The 17,393-nt window shown below is 50.7% G+C and carries 15 protein-coding genes; 4 read left to right on the top strand and 11 right to left on the bottom strand.

The window, feature by feature from the left end; genetic code table 11:
• Nucleotides 1-7 precede the first annotated feature (7 nt).
• Genes mreD through rodA form a run of 3 tightly spaced genes read left to right on the top strand, consistent with a single transcriptional unit; the run spans nucleotide 8 to nucleotide 3,820 of the window.
• The gene (gene mreD / locus BUB86_RS04540) at nucleotides 8-508 is read left to right on the top strand and encodes a rod shape-determining protein MreD (protein WP_073206175.1); all 501 of its coding nucleotides are present in this window, start codon (nucleotides 8-10) and stop codon (nucleotides 506-508) included.
• A complete protein-coding gene (gene mrdA / locus BUB86_RS04545; RefSeq protein WP_073206178.1) occupies nucleotides 505-2,364 on the top strand; it encodes a penicillin-binding protein 2 in 1,860 nt (619 codons plus the stop codon). Before mreD ends, mrdA begins: the two co-directional genes overlap by 4 nt.
• Nucleotides 2,345-3,820 (top strand): rod shape-determining protein RodA, encoded by a 1,476-nt coding sequence (gene rodA, locus BUB86_RS04550; protein WP_073206180.1) that lies wholly within the window; start codon nucleotides 2,345-2,347, stop codon nucleotides 3,818-3,820. Before mrdA ends, rodA begins: the two co-directional genes overlap by 20 nt.
• Here the strand turns inward: rodA and BUB86_RS04555 are convergent.
• From BUB86_RS04555 to metF, 4 genes are read right to left on the bottom strand one after another with little or no spacing between them, the layout of a single operon-like run.
• Nucleotides 3,806-4,267 carry a gliding motility lipoprotein GldH gene (locus BUB86_RS04555; RefSeq protein WP_073206182.1) on the bottom strand — a complete coding sequence of 154 codons (462 nt, stop codon included), beginning with the start codon at nucleotides 4,265-4,267 and terminating at the stop codon, nucleotides 3,806-3,808. The genes rodA and BUB86_RS04555 overlap by 15 nt on opposite strands.
• Nucleotides 4,257-5,399, bottom strand: a complete 1,143-nt coding sequence (locus tag BUB86_RS04560; protein ID WP_073206185.1) for a stage 0 sporulation family protein — start codon at nucleotides 5,397-5,399, stop codon at nucleotides 4,257-4,259. The genes BUB86_RS04555 and BUB86_RS04560 overlap by 11 nt, the downstream gene beginning before the upstream one ends.
• Nucleotides 5,400-5,457: 58 nt before the next feature.
• The gene (locus BUB86_RS04565; protein ID WP_073206187.1) at nucleotides 5,458-6,570 is read right to left on the bottom strand and encodes an ATP-binding protein; all 1,113 of its coding nucleotides are present in this window, start codon (nucleotides 6,568-6,570) and stop codon (nucleotides 5,458-5,460) included.
• A complete protein-coding gene (gene metF / locus BUB86_RS04570) occupies nucleotides 6,567-7,523 on the bottom strand; it encodes a methylenetetrahydrofolate reductase [NAD(P)H] (RefSeq protein ID WP_073206189.1) in 957 nt (318 codons plus the stop codon). Before metF ends, BUB86_RS04565 begins: the two co-directional genes overlap by 4 nt.
• A gap of 145 nt (nucleotides 7,524-7,668) precedes the next feature.
• On the opposite strand from metF, the gene BUB86_RS04575 reads away from it, so the two are divergent.
• Nucleotides 7,669-8,631 (top strand): bile acid:sodium symporter, encoded by a 963-nt coding sequence (locus BUB86_RS04575; protein WP_073206191.1) that lies wholly within the window; start codon nucleotides 7,669-7,671, stop codon nucleotides 8,629-8,631.
• Between the two features lie 16 nt (nucleotides 8,632-8,647).
• Here the strand turns inward: BUB86_RS04575 and BUB86_RS04580 are convergent, their stop codons facing one another.
• The 7 genes from BUB86_RS04580 to BUB86_RS04610 all read right to left on the bottom strand — a co-directional run bounded on the left by BUB86_RS04580 (nucleotide 8,648) and on the right by BUB86_RS04610 (nucleotide 17,379).
• Nucleotides 8,648-11,287, bottom strand: a complete 2,640-nt coding sequence (locus BUB86_RS04580; protein ID WP_073206193.1) for a glycoside hydrolase family 88 protein — start codon at nucleotides 11,285-11,287, stop codon at nucleotides 8,648-8,650.
• A gap of 787 nt (nucleotides 11,288-12,074) precedes the next feature.
• Nucleotides 12,075-12,851: a tryptophan synthase subunit alpha gene (gene trpA / locus BUB86_RS04585; protein ID WP_073206196.1), complete on the bottom strand. Its 777-nt coding sequence runs from the start codon at nucleotides 12,849-12,851 to the stop codon at nucleotides 12,075-12,077.
• 40 nt (nucleotides 12,852-12,891) lie between these two features.
• Nucleotides 12,892-13,524 (bottom strand): phosphoribosylanthranilate isomerase, encoded by a 633-nt coding sequence (locus BUB86_RS04590; protein ID WP_073206198.1) that lies wholly within the window; start codon nucleotides 13,522-13,524, stop codon nucleotides 12,892-12,894.
• A gap of 19 nt (nucleotides 13,525-13,543) precedes the next feature.
• Nucleotides 13,544-14,338 carry an indole-3-glycerol phosphate synthase TrpC gene (gene trpC / locus BUB86_RS04595; protein ID WP_073206201.1) on the bottom strand — a complete coding sequence of 265 codons (795 nt, stop codon included), beginning with the start codon at nucleotides 14,336-14,338 and terminating at the stop codon, nucleotides 13,544-13,546.
• A gap of 1 nt (nucleotide 14,339) precedes the next feature.
• A complete protein-coding gene (gene trpD / locus BUB86_RS04600; RefSeq protein ID WP_073206374.1) occupies nucleotides 14,340-15,338 on the bottom strand; it encodes an anthranilate phosphoribosyltransferase in 999 nt (332 codons plus the stop codon).
• A 51-nt stretch (nucleotides 15,339-15,389) separates the two neighbouring features.
• Complete coding sequence (locus BUB86_RS04605) at nucleotides 15,390-15,953, bottom strand: anthranilate synthase component II (protein WP_073206202.1); 564 nt, start codon at nucleotides 15,951-15,953, stop codon at nucleotides 15,390-15,392.
• Nucleotides 15,954-15,987: 34 nt separating this feature from the next.
• Nucleotides 15,988-17,379: an anthranilate synthase component I family protein gene (locus BUB86_RS04610; protein WP_073206205.1), complete on the bottom strand. Its 1,392-nt coding sequence runs from the start codon at nucleotides 17,377-17,379 to the stop codon at nucleotides 15,988-15,990.
• Nucleotides 17,380-17,393 lie beyond the last annotated feature (14 nt).

The raw sequence follows: 17,393 nt of genomic DNA on the forward strand, positions 1-17,393 counted from the left end.
AAAGACGATGAAGATAGAACTTGTAAACAGATTGGTGATGTTTGTATCATTGCTAGTGGTGCAGGTGCTTATCCTGAATCATGTGCATTTCTTAGGCGTTGGCACTCCGTTGCTATACGTCTATTTTGCGATCACCTTCCGTCGCAATTTCCCAAAGTGGCTTGTGCTGGTATCATGTTTCCTGTTAGGACTGATGGTCGACATCTTCTCGAACACCCCAGGATTGGCATCGAGCGTGATGACGCTGGCTGGACTAGCGCAATGCTATCTGATAGAGCTGATTGCTCCGCGCGATTCGTCTGATGAACTCGAGGCATCGATAAAGGCACTGGGATTCAGTAAGTTCTTAATGCTGAGTGCGCTCATCGCTACGCTATACTGTATGCTGTTTTTTGCGCTCGAGGCATTCAACTTCTTTGATGTGCTGATGTGGTTGGCGCGTTCGCTGGTTAGCAGCGTACTGACTATGGTGCTGATTTTAGCTATTGAAAGTGTAAGAAGCAGGTGAAGCAGAAGGATTTCGATCTTGAATATCGCAAATACGTAATTGGTGGGGTGGCCGCATTGATTGTGTTCATCTACATCGTGCGTCTTTTTATGCTTCAGATTACCAGCGATGACTATAAGAAGAGTGCCGACTCTAACGCTTTCCTCAAGAAAATAGAATATCCTTCACGTGGCGCCATTATGGATCGCACGGGCAAGCTGATGGTTTATAATCAGCCTTCGTACGATATCATGGTGGTGATGAACGAGGTGAAGGACCGCCTTGATACACTCGAATTCTGTCAGGCAATTGGCATCACCAAGGAGGAGTTTGATCGCCGTATGGCCACGATGAAGGACCGCAATAAGAATCCTGGTTATTCGCGCTATACTGAACAGTTGTTTCTGAGTCAGCTTAGCGATAAGGACTTCAGCGTGTTTCAAGAGAAGATGTATCGCTTTCCGGGTTTCTACATCCAGAAGCGTAGTGTGCGCCAATATACCTATAATATGGGTGCCCACGTGCTGGGCGATGTGGCTGAGGTATCGCCCGCTGATATCGAGGAGGACGATTACTATCAGCCAGGCGACTATATCGGAAAGCTGGGTATAGAGCGTTCGTACGAGAAACAGCTGCGCGGACAGAAAGGTATACAGATACTGCTGCGCGATGCCCACGGACGTATTCAGGGTCGCTACCAGAATGGTGCCCTCGACCAGCGCGCTATACCAGGAAAGAACCTCACACTGGGTATCGATGCAGAACTACAGGCTCTTGGCGAGCGACTGATGGAAGGAAAAATTGGTGCCATTGTGGCCATCGAACCATCGACGGGCGAGGTGCTGTGTATGGTATCGTCGCCAACATACGACCCACGCATGATGGTTGGTCGCCAGCGTAGTAAGAACCATCGCGCCCTACAGCAGGATGTGTGGAAACCGCTGTTGAACCGTGCCATTATGGGACAATATCCTCCTGGCTCAACCTTCAAGACTACACAGGGATTGACGTTTATGACCGAGGGGGTTATCAACTCGCACACGATGTATCCCTGTGCCCACGGATTTAACTTCAGGGGATTGCATGTAGGATGTCACGGACATGCTGCGCCACTGCCTTTGGTGCCCGCACTGAGTACATCGTGCAACGGATACTTCTGTTGGGGACTTTATCACATGATAAACACCAATATCTCGAAATATGGTTCGGTACAGAATGCCATGAACACCTGGCGCGACTATATGGTGTCGATGGGATTCGGATACCGACTGGGTATCGACCTTCCGGGCGAGAAACGTGGACTGATTCCTAACGCCATGTTTTACGACAAGGCCTATAAGGGCTCGTGGAACGGACTTACCGTTATCTCTATCGCTATTGGTCAGGGTGAGGTTAACGCTACACCGCTGCAGATAGCCAATCTTGGTGCCACCATAGCCAATCGCGGTTACTTCTACGTGCCTCACGTAGTGAAGCAGGTTCAGGGCGAGAAACTTGACACTACCTATACCCGCAAGCACTACACCAAGGCTAGTCGTGAGGCTTACGACTATGTGGTTCAGGGTATGCGCTCGTCGGTGCTTGGTGGTACGTGTAAAGAACTGGGCAAGTACGACTTTAATGCTTGCGGAAAAACGGGTACTGCCCAGAACCGAGGTCACGACCACTCGGTGTTTATGGGTTTTGCGCCTATGGACAACCCCAAGATAGCTGTAGCCGTTTATGTGGAGAACGGTGGATGGGGAGCCACTTATGGTGTGCCCATTGGTGGACTCATTATGGAGAAATATTTAAAAGGTAAACTCTCTGAGGCCAGCGAGGCTAAGGCTCGTGGCATTCAGGAACGCAGAATAGCTTATGGTGCAGGCGATAGGTAACAGAAAGGAAAAAGGCGTCATCCGATCACTCGACTACTGGACGATCATCATCTATATCGCCCTGCTCACCTTCGGATGGGTAAGTGTGTGTGGAGCCAGCTATAGCTATGGCGATACCGACCTGTTCAGTCTCGACACCCGTTCAGGCATGCAGATAGTATGGATAGGCACATCCATCGTGCTGGGATTCGTTATTCTGATGCTCGACGATCGCTATCTCGATATGTTTGCCTACATCATATTCGGCTTCATGCTGATACTGCTGTTCGGAACGATATTCAATCCGCATAGTATCAAGGGATCGCGATCGTGGCTGGTATTAGGACCAATACGACTACAACCAGCCGAGTTTGCTAAGTTTGCTACGGCATTGGCGCTTGCCAAACTTATGAACACCTATGGATTCAGCATATCCAAATGGAAGGACTTTGGCTTGACGCTAGCCGTTATCTTCATCCCCATGCTGTTTATCGTGATGCAACGCGAGACGGGTTCGGCACTTGTCTATCTGTCGTTCTTCCTGATGTTGTACCGCGAGGGAATGCCAGGTAGCATCTTGTTTACAGGTGTGGCTATGGTTATCTACTTTGTGGTGGGTATCCGCTTTGCTGATGAGATGCTGAGCATTACGCCAACATCGGTAGGAAAGTTTGCCGTGCTGCTGATGATACAGATATTCTCAGCAGCATTGGTATATGTGTATTGCAACGATAAACGAGATACGACACGTATGTCGCTTGTTGGACTTGCTGCTACTATCGTGGCGCTGGTTTTTGCACTCTTTATTATCCCGTTTGACATCAACATCATTGAGATGATACTGTGTGTGGTGCTGATTGGTTATCTGTTATACCGATTCCTTGCTACACGCTTCCGCAACTATCTGTGGATTGCTGCTTTCGCCATAGGTTCGCTGTTGTTCTACAATATGGCTGACTACGGACTCAACCATGTGCTTGAGCCACACCAGCGTGTGCGTATCAACGTGCTGCTGGGACTGGAGGAAGACTTGAAGGGTGCGGGTTACAACGTGCATCAGAGCGAGATAGCCATTGGCTCGGGCGGACTGCAGGGTAAGGGATTCCTGAACGGCACCCAGACCAAGCTGAAATACGTGCCTGAACAGGATACCGACTTTATCTTCTGCACCGTGGGCGAGGAAGAGGGATTCGTGGGTTCTGCTGGTGTGTTGATATTGTTCTTGTTGCTGATATGGCGATTGATACACCTGGCCGAGCGACAAGTGCATCGTTTTGGCCGAGTTTACGGCTATTGTGTACTCAGTATATTCTTATTCCATGTGTTTATCAATGTGGGTATGGTGCTTGGCCTCACACCTGTAATTGGTATTCCGTTGCCATTCTTCAGTTACGGAGGTTCGTCGTTGTGGGGCTTCACGCTCTTGCTGTTCATCTTCCTCCGCATTGATGCAGGGCGCAACCTACTTCGAAATTAATATTCCTACATCGTTTATTCCAGGCATTGTTTCGCGCTTCATGTGGTGCATCACGTAGATATGGAGCGAGTCGCCCTCGTATAGCTCTACGTTATCCACGTCGAAGGTATATTGGTAGCAGCCAATGCCTTTTCCCATCACGTGGCCGTCGGCTTCTATCAGCGGGCATTCTATGCGTTTTCTTAGTTTCTGACCACGTGGGTAGATATCCTGCTCAACAATAACGCTAAGACTGCGGAAGGGCATGGAGTTATCCGTACGCAGCATCACCTGCTGGCGATAGTTGCCCGATTGCTGCACACGGGGGATGTAGAAGTGTATGGTGTCATTACGCTCCCATCCGTCGTTGTCTACGTGTTCGTAGTGGTTGTATATCACACCCCGATTGCAGGCTGCTGTTAGCAGTCCTGCAATCGCGAGTAGAAATATCTTGGCTTTATTCCGCATCCTTCGCTTCCTTCTTGTCGTTAGGACGGTTCTTGTTCTTCTTCTTTTTCTTCTTCTTGGCCTTGTCAAATCTGCTGATGTCGCCTCCTGCCAAGTCAATATGTGGTTTTTCTTCCTTCTTCTTGTTGGCATCGTGCTCAAGCGATACGGGCTTTTCGCCTCGCTTGTTCATCTCGATAATCTCCTTTGCGCGCTCAGCGGTGATCGTCTCCAGATTGGCGGCGATGTTCTTATCGGTAGAGTAGGTGCAGAGTCCAGCCAGAATGTCGCTCTTAAACAGATGGTAGTCGCCATCCTGCGTCTGCAGGATAATCTCTTTGCCAGGTAGCTTCTTACCTGCTTCTACATACTCGTCAACCTCGTAGTTCAGACAGCATTTCAGCTTGGCGCACATACCCGCCAACTTCTGTGGGTTCAGCGATATGTCCTGAAATCGGGCGGCGTTGGTGCTCACGCTCGAGAAGTTCTTCATCCATGTGGCACAGCAGAGCTCGCGACCACAAGGACCAGTACCTCCAATACGTCCTGCCTCCTGACGGGCACCAATCTGCTTCATCTCGATGCGCACGTGGAAGGCCTGAGCCAGGTCCTTAATCAGCTGGCGGAAGTCTACACGCTCATCAGCAATGTAGTAGAAGATAGCTTTGTTGCCATCGCCCTGATACTCTACGTCGCCAATCTTCATGTCGAGACCAAGCCCCTTGGCTATCTTACGGCTCTCAATCATGGTTGAGTGCTCGCGTGCCTGGGCCTCGTGCCACTTCTCAATGTCGTTAGAGCGGGCTATGCGATACACGCGCTTGATATCGTCGGGCGACTTGATGTTCACCTTCTTCAGCTGAAGCTTTACCAATCGGCCAGTAAGCGTTACCACACCGATGTCGTGACCCGGACTTGCCTCTACGGCCACAATGTCGCCTTTCTTCAGGTCCAGATTGTTCACGTTGTGGTAGTAGCCCTTGCGGGTGTGCTTAAACTGCACCTCTACCAGGTCAGTTGTATTGGCGTTTCCAGGTACATCTGCAAGCCAGTCGTAAGTGTTCAGCTGCTTGTCTTGGCGTCCCACAGCCTGGTGGCACAATCCGCGGTCGCAACCTACTCTTACTGTATGTTCTTTAGTGTTCTCAGCCATATTATATAATGTTCAATGTTCAATGTTCAATCTTCAATGTTCAATCTTCAATGTTCAATTACTTCTGCAATAGCAGTACTATCATTTGTAGTGCAAAATCGAAGAACACAATCTTGCCGTTGGCGTTCTGTCCGATGTCGCGAATGGCCAGATTAGCTAGATCGCTGATAGGCAGAATGTTCTTCTCGTTCACAAATCGGGCGAAGTTCTTGGCGAAATCCTCCTCGCGTTGGGTCATATACACCAGTTCCTCGTCGCCGAAGTTATACATAAAGTTCTCGCGCGTCATACGCAGAAAGAATATCAACCATCTTTTCTGCTTCTCGCGCCCCATGCTGGCCATCTGCTCGCTCCACTTGCGCAGGTCTTTGATCTTGCGCTGATAAGCCAATCGCATCAGCATGATATACATATCGAGGAATAGTTCGTTTTCCGAGCCCACCTGTAGCTCGTCCATCGCTTTCATCCAGTTGCCGTTGGCTAGTCGGGCTATGCGGTGGGCATCTTCCTGACCTATGCCACGCTTCTCTATCAGCGCGTTTTCTATATCCTCGTTGTCTATCTTTCGTATGTCTATTCTCTGAACTCGACTGCGGATGGTCTCCAGCAGCTTGTCGGGCTCCTCGCTCACCATGATGAACACCGTCTGGCTGGGTGGCTCCTCAATCAGCTTCAGAAGCTTGTTGGCGCACTCTATGTTCATACGCTCTGGCAACCAGATGATGCTGACCTTATATCCGCCTTGGCTCGATTTCAAGCTGAGTTTTCTCACCAAATCGTCGCTCTCACCAGCGGTGATGATGGCTTGCTGGTTTTCGCCTCCCATGGCCGTCATCCATTCTTCCATCGTGAAGTAGAGTCCGCTCATCACCAACTCGTGCCACTCTTTGGCAAAGTCGTCGCTTACGGGCTTATGTTCGCTTCCCATCGATGGCAGCTTGATGGTGGGGTAGGTAAAGTGCAGGTCGGGGTGCTCCAGCTTGGCCAGCATGGCTTTGGCCGATGGAGTGCCGTTGTCAAGCAGATAGCAGCCGAAGGCCACCGCCAAGGGTAGTTTTCCGCATCCCTGTGGTCCGCAAAGCATCAGTGCGTGGGGGAGTCTCTCTTCCCTCACCAGCTGCAGCAATCGCTCCTCAGCCTCCTTCTGTCCTATAACCTCGTCGAAACTCATAACAATCGCTTTACAACCTCTGCCACTGAATCAACGGCCGATACGGTGTAGAAATGTATATTATGCACCCCGTGGGCGTATAGATCGCGACACTGTTCTGTGGTCCACTCTATGCCCAGCTGGCGTGCGTCGTCATCAGTCTTGCACTTTACTACCTCCTTGGCCAATGGCTCAGGTATATCGCAGTGGAACGTCTTGGGCACTATTGTCAACTGACTCAGTTTGGCCATAGGCTTGATGCCAGGGATGATGGGGATGGTAATACCCATCTGGCGAGCCTTCTCCACAAACGCGTAGTACTTCTCGTTGTCGAAAAATAACTGTGTAACTGCATATTGTGCACCAAGATCCTGCTTCTGCTTCAGGTACTGCATGTCCATCTCCAGGTTGGGGGCCTCTTCGTGCTTCTCGGGGTAGCAAGCCACACCGTAGTCGAATGGGCGTCCGGGGGTCTTGATGGGGGTGCCATCAGCAAAGTAGCCCTCGTTGAATCGCTTCACCTGCTCCATCAGGTCGGTGGTATGTGCATGTCCGCCAGGGGTGGGCTGGAATCTGCTATCCTCCTTGGCCTTGTCGCCACGCAGCAACAGCAGGTCGCTAATACCCAGAAACTGCAAGTCGAGCAGCTCGTACTCAATATCTTCGATGGTAGCTCCGCTACATATCACATGAGGCTGTACGGGTATTCCGTAGCGCTGCTGTATGGCTGCAGCAATGGCTATGGTTCCAGGGCGACGACGGATGCGGCGACGCTCGTACTGCCCATTCTCCAGTTCGCGATACACAAACTCAGAGTGATGGGTGGTAATGTTGATATAGGCGGGGTCGAATTCCTTTAGTTTGTCGATATCGGCAAAGAGCTTAGCGGTGCCTGTTCCCTTCAGTGGGGGTAACACTTCGAACGAGAATCGCCTGGCCTGTTTATCTTGATGTATAAATTCAGTAACACTCATAATTGGCTGCAAAGATACAAAAAACCTACGGATTTTACGGATTTTACGGAAATTTTTCTCTGAAATGGTCAAAAAATAGCTCCTTTTTTGTAATTAATCCATATAAACCCTATAATCCGTGGGAAATAATTAGTAATTTTGCAGCATGAAACTGAAGCAATTTCTTAAAGACTGGACACTTCCGGTGGCAATAGCTGTGGGTACCGTTGTGTATCTGCTGTTTTATTATGTGCCGTTTCTCGATGGGGCGGGCGATGCGTTAGGGCAGGTAGTAGATGCCATTTTCCCTTTTATGGTGTTCTCTACATTGTTCTCAACTTATTGCCGTATCGACTTCCATCAGATGCGACCTCACCGCTGGCATATCGGTGTGTTGGTGTCTCAGGTAGCTATTGTGGCGCTCAACGTGTGGATTATCTTCCAGGTGGATGCCGATCCTGAACAGAAGTTGCTTTGGGAGAGTGTGCTCACTTGTATCATTGGCCCCGCAGCTACAGCAGCGCCCGTTGTTACTGCCAAGATTGGTGGCAATATCAACACCATGACGGCCTACGTGGTCATGTCGGCCTTTGCTTCGGCCCTGATGATTCCTGCTGTATTCCCGCTATTGGAGCGTGGTGCCAGTGCTGGTTTCTGGGAGGTGTTCTTTATCATCCTGCAGAAGTTGGCTATGGTGCTTGTGGCGCCGCTAGTGCTGGGATGGCTTGTTCAGCACTATGCAAAGCGATTGTGTGAGTGGATTGTTTCCATCCCCGACCTCTCGTTCTACCTTTGGGCGGCTCAGTTGGCTGTTACCTCGGGTGTCACCGTGCGAAACATTGTGCATAGCGATGCGGCGCTTCGTACGTTGATTATGATAGCTGTGCTGTCGTTGATTCTATGCTTTGTGCTTTTCCTAGTTGGTCGCTGGATTGGTCGCCAGTTGGGCGATGAGATTGATGGCGGACAAGCCTCGTTCCAGAAGAATACCGCTCTGAGCATCTGGGTGGCCTATGTATATCTGAACCCCGTTGCCTCAGTGGGTGCCGGATGTTATGTACTCTGGCAGAACATAGTTAACTCGATTGAGCTTTACGAATATAGAAAAAAGGTAGTTAGCAGGAATTAACTCCCGCTAACTCCCATTAAAGCTTATCGTACTCCAGCGATGCCCAGATAAATGGACCCACGCCCTTGGCATCGTTATCGCGTATAGGCTCGCTCAGATAGTAATCAAATGAACCATCACGACGCTTGTTCTCATTTACCGTTCCTTTGGGGTTGACTTTTTTCAAAGCTGCTTCTACCTCGGGGGTGGCAGCTGGGCCAAGTCCGGCTACTGAGCAGCACTGGGTGAGGGAAATGGTCTTATCGGCATTCACACGTATAAACTTGTCGATGATGCCTTTGTAGGCTTTCACGCCTGCATCGCGGTATTTTTCGCCAAGATATCCCTTGTTGTAAGCCTTCAGTAACACGTAGGCAAACATTGAAGAACAAGTGCTCTCCAGATAGTTCTTGTTGCGCTCAGGTGAGTCCATTACCTGATACCAAAGACCTGTCTTTTCGTCCTGCCACTTTATCACTGCGTCAAGATCTTTCTTCAGTAATTCTATTACCTCCTGGCGACGAGCGTAGTTTTCGGGCAGCGCGTCGAGTACTTCTATCAGCGCCATCGAGTACCAGCCCTGAGCGCGACCCCAGCAGTGCTGCGAGAGTCCTGTCTCTTTGTTGGCCCAGAAGGTTTTGCGTGTCTCGTCGTAGGCGTGGCGGTTCAGGCCCGTCTTGGGGTCCAGCGTGCGCTCGTAGGTCGTCTTCAGCTGGTTCACGGCGTCGTCGTAAATCTTGTTCACAGCGCCCTTCTTAGCATCTTTGGCCGATGTGGTGATAGGCGCAGTCAGACAGCGATAAGGCAGACCCATAAAAATGCCGTCGAGCCACACCTGATAGGCGTAGATGGCTTTGTGCCAGAACACCTTGTCGGCCTTGGTGCGTGGCTGGTTCTGCAACTGCTTCATCATGGTCTGCATAGCCTTAAGATTCTTGGCCTCTGGCCATTGCTGATACATGCGGGTTACGAAGTGGCCAGTGCGTATGTTGTCCAGATTGTAGTCCAGCAGGTCGTAGTTGCGTATCTGGCCGTTAGCGTTAATCATCGTGTCGGTGTACTCCTGACAGTAGCGGCGAATCTGCTCGCCTCCGTATTTCAGATAGGTGTCGAGCATAGCCTCCAGCTCAATACCCATTACGTAGCTCCATTTGGGTCTGTATGAGAAATCCAGCAGATAGCTCTTGGGATTGCGCTGCATCTCTGAGTATGTCATCCACTCTGCGTAGCTCTTGTAGGGCTTTGGCTCCAGCACCAGCTGGCCGTTAATCATCAGATTTTCGTATTTGATGGCCTCGGCCTTGCCCACCTGATATACGGGCTTGCCGTAAACACCGTCGAACTGGCAGTTGCGCACGGTAATGTGGTTCACGGTGTATGATAGCGAGTCGGCTTCGTAGCCCACAATCATCACGCCATATTTCGACTTCTGACAGGTCACGTTCTCCATCAGCACATTTCTCACTGTTGGGTAGTAGCCACGGCAGCAAACCTCTCTGGGCTCGTAGTCGGTGTTAATCTTCAGTACTGCCTCCTTACATACACCAACGGTGATGTTGCGCATGTTGATATTTTCAATTACACCGCCACGGCATGAGTTGGTTTTGATTCTCAGCACGCGCTCCAATTCGGGTGAGTCCATCACGCAGTCGTGAGCATACACGTTCTGGCAGCCGCCCGAAATCTCTGAGCCTACCACCACGCCACCGTGACCGTTCTTCATCTCGCATCGGCGGATGATGATGTTCTTCGAAGGCATGTTGCGTTCGCGTCCGTCGCGGTTGCGTCCGCTCTTGATGGCGATGCAGTCGTCGCCGGTATTAAAGTAGCAGTCCTCTATCAGTACGCGGTCGCAGCACTCAGGGTCGCAGCCATCGCCGTTAGGTCCGTCGTTTATCATTTTTACGCGACGCACGGTGATGTCGGTAGAGTGGAGTGGGTGAATCACCCAGAATGGCGAGCGCAGCAGGGTTACATCCTCCAGCAGTATGCCTTCGCACTTGTTGAAGCTCACCAGCTGTGGGCGCAATCCGTCCTTAGGGCCGAACACGCGCTCCGGGCTGCGATTGCCCTTCTCGTCGTACATGGGTATGCCGTCCTCGCCGTTCTTCAGTAGGCGTGGGCGAGCCTCAATCTTCTGACTGATCATACCCTCTTTCCATCCGAATTTTACGGCTCCGCACCAAGGCCACCAGGTGTCGTTGCTTCCACCGCCGTCAATGGTACCCTTACCGGTGATGGCTATATCCTTTGCTTTAAACGCGTATACGCAGGGCGAGAGATTAAAGCACTCCAGTCCCTCCCACGATGTCTCGACGATGGGGTAGAGCTCGGGCTGGAAGGCAAACTCCAGCACGGCGCCCTCTTGTACCTCCAGGTTCACGCCGCTTTTCAGCTCGATGGCACCCGTCATGAACTTCTGTCCGGCAGGAATCACCACGCGTCCGCCGCCCTTCTTCGAGCAGAGGTCGATGGCTTTTTGTATCGCCTTTTGGTTCTTGGCGGCAGTGTTAGTGGTTTTTGCACCATACTTTGTGATAACGTACACATTGTTTGCAAACTTAGGTTCGCGAATGCTCTGCTCAATCTGTCGGTACTGAGCCTCGTTCCACTGCTGGGCAGCAGCCATCAGAGGCATCAGCATGCAGAGCATCATCGTTGTTAAAATTTTCTTCATTGTTAGTATTTGTTTTCGATTTTTGTGCAAAGATACGCATTTTTTTGCTACCCTGCTGCTTTTCAGCCACGAAAACATTACGTAAACGTTTAACTTACTGCCCTTCGCGCGTAACTTTTATTCTATCCGCTTTAGAATGTATTATCAATTTATGTACTCCCAGGGTGTATTTTGTTTAATAATTTATTAGTTGTTTATATGGCTCGCTATTTAAAGCCTTTGGTCGCCTATTAGCTGAAACAATTGTTACTATTAATGCTCGCAATTTTTAGATTTAATCCTAGCAAAATTTACTATTAATGGCCGCGCTCAGCCTTTCTTGTTTTGATGATGCAAAGGTACAACTTTTTCATCATTCTACCAAATTATCGACTTGTAAAGTGCACGTTTTTACCCCTCTATTTTGCACATTGCCGACATCGGTTTCAGTAGTTTCAGTTTTCAGTTTTATAATGAGCCGTGTTTTATGGCAAATTGAATTTTAATATTTATATATATGTATATATATAAATATTAAATATATAATTAATATATTTTAACAGTTAATCATCTGTCTCTATCAACCCATGCCTAGGAAACTGAAAACTGAAATACTGAAATACTGAGCCTGCAAAATAGGCTGTTTGTACTTTAAAATTTTGGTGGTTTCGATTTTTTTTATTACCTTTGCACCATACTTAGAAAGCTGACAATTGTAACCTAAAAAGAGACACGCAGTGATGCGAGTCTCTTATTTAAAAGCTCCCTTAAGCGCAGGGTAAGACAAAATCATAGCAGGTATTAACGCCTAACTCTTCAAGGCATCGAAGAGCTTGTCGAGGGCCTCGTCGGCGTTCTTGCTCTCGTTGAGCAGGGTGACGAACTTAGAGCCGATGATGGCGCCAGCAGCGTTGCTTTGGGCAGCCTCGAGGGTCTGCTTGTTGCTGATACCAAATCCAATCATGCGGGGATTGCGCAACTGCATGGCGTTGATACGGCGGAAATACTCTTGCTTGGCATCGTCGAACGATTTTTGAGCGCCAGTGATGGCGGCCGAAGAAACCATATAGACAAAACCATCGGTGTTGTCGTCGATAAAGCGGATGCGCTCTTCGCTGGTCTCAGGAGTGATGAGCATGATGACGCGCAGATCGTACTTGTCGGCAATGGGTTTAACCACCTCCTGATAGTCTTTGAAAGGCAGGTCTGGGATAATCATACCGCTGACACCGCTCTCTACGCAGCTCTTGCAGAAATCCTCGATGCCGTAATGTAGAATCGGGTTGAGATAGCCCATGAGCACCAGAGGAATCTCGACCAGATCTTTAATCTCGCGTAATTGAGCGAAAAGAGTGCGTAGGTTCATACCATTCTTGAGTGCTGTGGTAGCGGCACTCTGGATGACTGGGCCATCGGCTAGGGGATCGCTGAAGGGGATACCAACTTCGATCATGGCGATGCCACGGCGCTGCATGGTGAGGATGACGTCGGCAGTGCCTTCGAGTGTAGGACAGCCTGCGCAGAAATAGAGCGACAGGAGCTTGCGGTCCTTGCTATTTGCGAATAACGTATTAATTTTGTTCATGACTATATTTGACTATTTTACAATTTCACTATTTTGCAATTTAAAAAGATGAGAGAAAGTTTCGGAGCATATTGACGTCCTTGAGGGCGGGGGAGAGCTCGAACTTTGAGTTGAGATCGATGCCTATGCACTTAGGGTGATTAAATGCGCGGACGCGCTCGGCATCATCGGGACCGATGCCGCCACTGAGCAGGAATGGGGTGCTTCCGTGGTAGGCTTCGAGCACGCTCCAGTCGAACTTCTCACCGTTGCCACCAACCATCTTGCCCTTGGTGTCGAAGAGAAAGTAATCTACCACACCTTCGTAACGCTTGGTGGCCTCGAGATCGGCGGTAGTGGCAATATTGAGTGCCTTTATGATTTTAATAGAGGTAAGAGCGGAGAGGTGCGAGGTGAGTTGCGCTATGTAGCTGGGAGACTCCTGGCCGTGCAGCTGGATGATGTCGAGTGAGAAAGTCTCTGCCTGCGACATGACATCGCCGATGCTGGCATCTACGAACACGCCCACGCGCTTACAGTTCTTAGGGAGGTAAGCGGGCACCTCGCTGACGTAGCGGCTGGACTTTGGCCAAAAGATAAAGCCCATCCAGTCGATACCAAGCGCCTCGACCTCGCGGATGTTATCCACATCACGCATGCCACACACCTTGACGATATAATTGTCGGTAATCATAATTATCAATTATCAATTGTCAATTATCAATTTTGCCGATAAAATCGGCAAGCGCTTTACCTGGGTCGGGGGCCTTCATGAAGTTCTCGCCGATGAGAAAACCACGGAAGCCGGCGGCACGCAGGGCGCGAACGGTGTCGGGATTGCTGATGCCGCTCTCGCTGACCTTGACTGCATCGCGGGGCAGCAACTCGGCTAGGCGGAAAGAGTTTTGTACATCAGTAACGAACGAGCCGAGGTTGCGGTTGTTGATGCCGCACATGTCGGGCTCGAGGGCGGCGTAGTCCAGTTCGCTCTCAGCGTGCATCTCTAGCAGAACCTCCATGCCAAGCTCATGGGCTGTGCGCAGCAGCTGGCGGCACTCGACCAGCGTGAGGTCGGCGGCTATCAGCAGCACGGCGCTGGCACCACACAAGCGGGCTTGGAATAGCTGGTACTCGTCGATAACGAAGTTCTTGTAAAGTACGGGAATCTTGACACCGCTGCGGCGGGCGATGCTGATAAACTCATCGCAGCCACCAAAGTACTTCTCGTCGGCCAGTATGCTCAGTGCCGAAGCCCCGTTCTTCTGGTAGCTCAGGGGAATAACGTCGGCTCGCCCCTCTTCCTTGATCCAGCCCTTGGAGGGCGAGCGGCGCTTAAACTCGGCGATGATACCTGAGTCGGAAGCGGTGAGCGCCTCTTTCATCGAGGCTACGCCAAAGTCGAGGATGGCCTCCACGCGGCGATGTATCTCCGTCTCGCTCAGCTCCTGCTTAAAACGCTCTACCTCAACACGCTTGTGGGCTACTATCTCCTGTAAAATGTCTGCCATATTAACTGTTCAGTTCTACAAATTTCTTGAAGGTGTGGAGGGCGGCGCCAGAGTCGATGCTCTCGCGGGCAATGGCAATGCACTCCTCGATACTCTTTTCGCCCTTCTCGAGCACCTGAATACCAAAGGCAGCGTTGGCCAGCACGATATTCTTCTGAGCGGGCAGGGCGCGGTTTTCGAGTACGCTGTCGAAGATGGCTGCTGCCTCCTCCTCGGTAGCACCACCAACGAGTTCCTCGGGCTTGGCAATCTCGAAGCCCAGATCCTGTGGTTTGAAGATACGCTCGTACTGCTTGGTGGTAACCTTGAAGTCGCCGGTGAGCGAGATCTCATCGTAACCATCGATAGAGTTCACGATACCGTAGTCGATACCAATCTTCTGGTAAACCTGGTTGTACAGACGCATCTGGTCGAGGTTGGCAACTCCTAAGAGTTGACAGCTAGGTTGGCTAGGATTAACCAGCGGGCCAAGCAGGTTGAAGATGGTGGGGAACTGCAGCGCCTTGCGGATGGGACCAACAAACTTCATGGCCTTGGCAAAGAGCTGGGCGTGCAGATAAACGATGCCTGCCTCGTTGAGCGAGCGGTTCAGCTTGTCGATATCGTCGGTAAACTTGATGCCGTGGTGTGCAATAACGTTCGACGCACCTGAAACAGAGGTAGCTGCGTAGTTGCCGTGCTTAGCCACCTTGTAGCCAGCACCTGCAATGACGAAACAAGAGGTGGTAGAGATATTAAAGGTGTTCTTGCGGTCGCCACCGGTACCAACCACGTCGATGTAGCGGTCGGCATTGAGAATGGCGGGAACGCCTGTCTCCAGGATACCATCGCGGAAGCCAAGCAGTTCGTCGACGGTAACGCCACGCATCTGCAGGGCTGTGAGCAGCGCTGTAATCTGCTCGGTGGGATACTCACTCTGTGTGATACCAATCAGAATATTCTTCATTTCTTCACGAGACAGTTCCTCGTGGTTCAGCATCCTGTTCAGGATGTCTTTCATTGTCTGTGCCATATCTTTTTTAATGTTCAATGTTCAATGTTCAATGTTCAATCAAAGAAACATCCAGTTTTGCAGCATTTTCTTACCATCGGGGGTGAGCACACTCTCGGGGTGGAACTGTATGCCACGAATGTTCATCGTCTTGTGGCGCAGGGCCATGATCTGCCCCTCGTCACTCTCGGCAGTCACTTCCAGACAGTCGGGCAGTCCTTGGCGCGAAACCACCCACGAGTGGTAGCGGCCGATGGTGATGTCGCGATTGATGCCGCTGAAGATGGGGTCATCGGCGATGATGTGACAAGGAGTAGCCACGCCATGGAACACGGTGCTCAGGTTCTCGAGCTGGCCGCCAAAAGCCTCGCCAATGGCCTGATGCCCCAGACAAACACCCAAGATGGGCTTCTTGCCGGCATAGGTGCGGATGACATCGAGTAAGAGTCCAGCTTCGCTGGGGATGCCAGGACCGGGAGAAAGGATAATCTTGTTGAACTGCTCGAGTTCTTCAAGTTGGAACTGGTCGTTGCGCAGCACGGTGACCTCGGCACCAAGCTCCTTGACCAAATGACTCAGGTTGTATGTAAACGAGTCGTAATTATCTATGATAACGATTTTCATAATTGTTAATCCGTAAAATCCGTAGGTTTTAATATCACATCTTCTCTGCCATAAGGATAGCGCGGCGCAGGGCACCGAGCTTGTTGTTTACCTCCTGCAGTTCGTACTCTTCATCGCTCTTGGCCACGATGCCGCCGCCAGCCTGGAACCACAGTTCGCCGTTACGCGAGACAAAAGTGCGGATGGTGATGGCCTGATTCAGCGAGCCATCGAGACCGATGTAGCCGATGCAACCACCGTAAGCACCGCGGTTGTGTGGCTCGTACTCCGAGATGAGCTGCATGGCGCGAACCTTGGGCGCACCTGAGAGTGTTCCGGCGGGGAAGGTATCGATAAATGCCTTGATAGGATCGGCACCTTCGTCGAGCTCGCCACTCACGCGAGAAACGAGGTGGATCACGTGCGAGTAATACTGCAGGTCCTTGTAGAAGTCTACCTTCACGCCATGACAGTTACGGCTGAGGTCGTTGCGGGCTAGGTCTACCAGCATCACATGCTCGGCATTCTCCTTAGGATCGTTGCGCAGGTATTCGGCACCTTTGCGGTCGGCCTCGGCATCGCCTGTACGCTTGGTGGTACCGGCAATCGGGTCGATGTAAGCCTTGCGACCCTCTATGCGGCAGTGTGTCTCGGGACTTGAACCGAAGATGCGGAAACCACCGAAGTCGAAGTAGAACAGATATGGTGAAGGGTTGATGCTGCGCAGGGCACGGTAGAGCTTAAAGTCGTCGCCCTCGTAGCTCTGGATGAAACGGCGCGACAGCACAATCTGGAATACATCTCCACGCAGACAGTGCTTAATGCCTAATCGGATGTTGGCCTTGTGCTCCTCATCGGTCAACGTAGAGCGTACATCGCCCACGGGATGGAAATCGTAAGCCTTCACGTTGGCCTTGTTCATAGCTCGCATCACGTCGTCTATCTTCTGTTCGCCATCAAGACTGATGAGCTTCAGCGTGTTATTAAAGTGGTCGAACACAATCACTACCTTATATAATATGTACAGCAGGTCGGGCGCATCGTTCTTGGCCTGAGTCTCATCTTTTACGGGGATGTCCTCGAAATAGCGTACAGCATTGAACGAGGTGTAGCCGAAGAGACCGCAAGTCTTGGCATCGTCGCCAGTTACCTCGATGTGGTCTATCAGCTGGTGGATAGCCTTATCAGAGCGATACTCCTTATTAACCTCGTGTTGGAAAGTGCTGCCATCGGGATATGTAACAGTAGTCATTCCGTGACCGATAGCTACGCTAGCCATAGGCTCAATGCCGATGAACGAACGAGAGTTATCCTTCTCGTGGTAGTCTGAACTCTCCATCAGAGCGCTCTGTGGATAGAGGTCGCGCAGACGCATATACACGCCCACTGGGGTATATAAATCCGCCAGGATGGTCTTCGAAGTCGTCGTATATTTGAAAGTATTCATAATATTATTATTTA

The sequence above is a fragment of the Xylanibacter ruminicola genome (assembly GCF_900142525.1).
Classification (GTDB): Bacteria; Bacteroidota; Bacteroidia; order Bacteroidales; family Bacteroidaceae; genus Prevotella; species Prevotella ruminicola_A.